Raw genomic sequence first — 2,720 nt, forward strand, 5'->3', positions numbered from 1 at the left:
CCTCGACTTCGTGCGCGGCGCGGGCCTGCTGGTGGCCCTGGCGGGCGCGCTGGCAGCCGGCCCCGGCCTGCTGAAGCGCAACCTGGCCAGCCTGCGCCTGGCCCTGCCCGTGGCGCTCATCGCCTCTGCCTGCTCCATCGTGGGGGCCATGGTCGGCCTGGCCCTGCCCACCAACGTGGTGCAGATCTGCCTTGGCGGCACCATCCTGTTCATCGCCGTATTGCTGCTGGTGTCCAAGAACACCGTGCGCCCCGAAGTGAAGAAGCAGGACGCCCTCAGCATCGCGCTCGGCATGGACGGCGTGTTCATCGAACCCTCCACCGGCGAGGTCATCGACTGGAAGACCCACCGCACCCTGCCGGGCCTGTTGCTGTTCATCATCATCGGCCTCATGGCGGGCATGTTCGGCCTGGGCGCCGGGTGGGCCAACGTGCCGGTGCTCAACCTGCTCATGGGCGTACCGCTGAAGGTGGCCGTGGGCACCTCCAAGTTCCTGCTGTCCATCACCGACACCTCGGCCGCGTGGGTGTACCTGAACCAGGGCTGCGTCATCCCGCTGATGGCCATCCCCTCCATCATCGGCCTGATGCTGGGCTCGTTCGTGGGCGTGCGCCTGCTGGCCGTGGCCAAGCCCAAGTTCATCCGCTACATGGTCATCGGCGTGCTGCTGTTCTCTGGCGGCAAGGCGCTGCTCAAGGGCCTGGGCATCTAGCCCGGGGCACAGGAGGAAACAGACATGTCCAATCAGTCCGTCAAGGCGTCTCCGGAACAGGTGACCTACGCCAACCTGCTCTACTATGGCTGCTGGGGTTCGCTGGCCATCATGGTGGTCACCTACCTCGTCTACGTGCTGGGCATCCTGCCCCCGCACATCCCGCTGGACGTCATCACCCAGCTGTGGAGCCAGCGCGTGGGCGTGTACCTGGCCCAGGGCAACGTGCCCACCGGCTGGGGCTGGGCCGTCCTGATCCTGCAAGGCGACTTCCTGAACTTCATCGGCATCGTGCTGCTCGCGGGCATGACCATCATCTGCTACCTCACGCTGATCCCCGCCTTCCTCAAGAAGAAGGACCCGCTGATGGCCACCATCGCGGTACTGGAAGTCATCGTGCTTACCGTGGCGGCTTCCGGCATCTTCGGCGCTGGCGGCCACTAGCATTCCGATCTGAAACGCGGCTGGCACAGCCGCTTGCAAAAATGTGCCGCCCGTGGAACTGCCATGGGCAACGGTCCGGGGTGCGACGCGGCGCCCCGGACCACAACCCCGACGCCGGACGCTCCGTGTCCTCACCCCGCGCCCGGCATAACGCGCAACGACGGAACAGGTGCTTCGTGTCCACGCAGCAGACAGCCCCAGCAGCACAGCACAGCATCCGGCCCCGCGCCGGATCGCCCGCACGTCACGGCGCGCCGCCGCTGCCGCACGTGTCGGGCATCTCGCCCCTGCCGGTGGATCTTGCCGCCATGCTGGACGCCCTGCCCGTGGGCGTGGCCCTGCTGGATACCGACTGCACCATCCGCCTGATGAACCGCGCGCTGGAAACCCTGACCGGCTTCACCACGGCGGAAGTGCGCGGCATACCCTGCCGCCACGCCCTGCGTGCCAGCATCTGCCTGCACCGTTGCCCGCTGCGCCGCCCGCTGACCACCTCATCGGGTGTCACCGTGGCCACGGCGTCGGGCGCGCATTACGACATGATTGATGACGGCGAGTTGCCCCCCGCCCCCTCGGCACAGGAGGGCGACATCCTGAACCGCCATCGCCGCCGCATCCCGGTGCGCATGAGCATGTCCCCCCTGCGCGATGCCGATGGCCGCGTGGTGGGCTGGCTGCACGCCGTGGAAGACCTGACGCTGGTGCGCGAGCTTGAGGAAAAGACCGCCAAGGGAGAGGCCTTCGGCCCGCTGGTGGGACGCAGCGTGGCCATGGAACGGGTGTTTCAGGCCCTGCCCGCCGTGGCACAGAATGACGGCCCCCTGCTGGTTACCGGCGAGACGGGCACCGGCAAGGACACCCTGGCCGAGGCCGTGCACAAGGCGTCATCCCGCGCCCGCGAGCCGTTCGTGAAGGCCAGCCTGTCGTCCCTGCCCGAATTTCTGGCCGAATCGGAACTGTTCGGCCACCGCAAGGGCGCCTTCCCCGGCGCGGAAGAAAACAAGCCGGGCCGGTTCCGCCTGGCCCAGGGCGGCACGCTGTACCTCACCGAGATCGGCGATTTGCCCCTGTCCATCCAGGGCCGTCTGCTGGCCTTCCTGGACGAGGGGGTCATCTACCCCGTGGGCGCCACCGACCCTGTGGCCTGCGACGTGCGCCTGGTGGTGGCCACCAACCGCGACCCGGAACAACTGGTGGCCGAAGGCCGCCTGCGCGAGGACCTGTTCCGCCGCCTGTCCGCCGTGCGCCTGCACCTGCCCCCCCTGCGCGACAGGGGCGAGGACATCGAATTCCTGCTCAACCATTTCATGGGGCATTTTGCCGCGCGGATGAAAAAGACCGTACGCGGCTGCTCGGGCAAGGCCCTGCGCACCCTGCTGGACTACCCCTTCCCGGGCAACGTGCGCGAACTGCGCAACATCGCCGAATACGCCGTCACCCTGTGCCACGGTGAAACGGTGATGCCCGCGCACCTGCCCGCGTATCTCTTCCAGGCCAAGGCCGAGGCCCGCCGCGCCGAGCGCGAGCGCAAGGCCGGGCGCGCATCCGGCGCATTCGGCCAGCC

General features: G+C 68.3%; 3 protein-coding genes. All 3 read left to right on the forward strand.

The window, feature by feature from the left end:
- The coding region (locus tag FVW27_RS12605; protein ID WP_167125640.1) for a sulfite exporter TauE/SafE family protein at window positions 1-712 on the forward strand (712 nt) is incomplete at its 5' end.
- Between the two features lie 24 nt (window positions 713-736).
- Entirely contained in the window at window positions 737-1,156 is a 420-nt protein-coding gene (locus FVW27_RS12610; protein ID WP_167125642.1) for a DUF1634 domain-containing protein, read from the forward strand.
- Window positions 1,157-1,332: 176 nt separating this feature from the next.
- Window positions 1,333-2,720: sigma 54-interacting transcriptional regulator (locus FVW27_RS12615; RefSeq protein WP_167125644.1), on the forward strand; the 1,388-nt coding region annotated here is incomplete at its 3' end.

The organism is Nitratidesulfovibrio liaohensis (genome assembly GCF_011682075.1).
In the GTDB taxonomy this organism is placed as follows: domain Bacteria; phylum Desulfobacterota; class Desulfovibrionia; order Desulfovibrionales; family Desulfovibrionaceae; genus Cupidesulfovibrio; species Cupidesulfovibrio liaohensis.

Excerpts from the sequence above, each read along its gene's own strand:
- FVW27_RS12610 (WP_167125642.1), top strand. The coding sequence starts at position 737 with ATGTCCAATCAGTCCGTCAAGGCGTCTCCGGAACAGGTGACCTACGCC.